The organism is Corallococcus llansteffanensis, from assembly GCF_003612055.1.
Taxonomy (GTDB): Bacteria; Myxococcota; Myxococcia; order Myxococcales; family Myxococcaceae; genus Corallococcus; species Corallococcus llansteffanensis.
Map to the genome: position 1 here is coordinate 1 of NZ_RAWB01001071.1, position 1051 is coordinate 1051.

At 73.8% G+C, this 1051-nt stretch carries 1 protein-coding gene; it reads left to right on the top strand.

The features are described from left to right. On the top strand, positions 1-1006 hold a 1006-nt coding region (locus D7V93_RS43395), incomplete at its 5' end, for a hypothetical protein (protein WP_208723367.1). Between the last annotated feature and the right edge of the window lie 45 nt (positions 1007-1051).

Genomic DNA, 1051 nt, shown 5'->3' on the forward strand with positions numbered 1-1051 from the left:
CGCCTGGAAGCCCCCCTCTGCGCAAGTCGCCCCTCCGGTCGCGGTGGGAGTGCTCGTCGAGGCGCGGGCGGGAGCGTCCGTCCCGCCGACCCTGCTCCTCCGGGACAGCGGCTTCACGGGACCCTACGAGCGCGCGGTGCGTGTCCGGGGCGGCGCCACGGTCCGGCTGGAAGGCACGTGCTTCCAGGGACCCCAGGTGGCGCTGAGCCAGGAAGGGGGCGTGGCGGAGGTCGAGCGGGCGCAGGCCTCAGGGGGCACGGGGCCGGCGTTCCTCACGGTGGAGGGCACGCTGAAGCTAGTGGACGTGCGGGTCCAGGGGCACGAGTACGGCGTGACGACGAACCGGGCCCGGCTGTCAATGCGGGGCTTCACCTCGGAGCACGCTCAGCGGGCGGGACTGGGGCTCACGGCGACGAGCGGCCTGCTGGAGGACGTGGCCGTGAAGGATGCGGGCACCTACGGGGCCCTGCAGCTCACGAACTCGGACCTGGAGGTCCGGCGCTTCCGACTGGAGGGTTCGCGCGAGTACGGCGTGGTGGCGTTGCAGGGGCGCCTGCGCCTGCGCGACGGACGCATCACGGGCGTGAGCACGGCGGACGGCATCGCCGGAGACGGTCTCCACCTGCGCCAGGTGGACGCGGACGTCGAAGCCGTCGCGGTCCACGGAGTGAAGGGCACGTGCGTGCTGGCGACGCAGCGGGCCCACGTGGTGCTGCGGGACGCCAGACTCTCCGCCTGCGAGCTCGCGGCGTTGGCGGCGGACACGCACGCGACGCTGGAGGCCCGCGGCATCGAGGTCCACGACGCCGGCGGCTCCGTGCTGCTGGCCCTCGAAGACGGCCAGCTGCGAGCCGAAGCCCTCACCGTGAAGAACACCCGGAGCGCGCTGGTGTCCGCCGACTGTGAGGGCCAGACGCGCGTCCAGCTCCGTCAGGTCGATGCGAGCAACACGCAGGGCGTGGAGGCCCCCTGCGTCCAGCTCGAGCCCCGTCCACGACGCCCCTGAGCCCGGACCCCTCAGACCTGAGGGGGCGCGGGCGTAGGGGGCAGG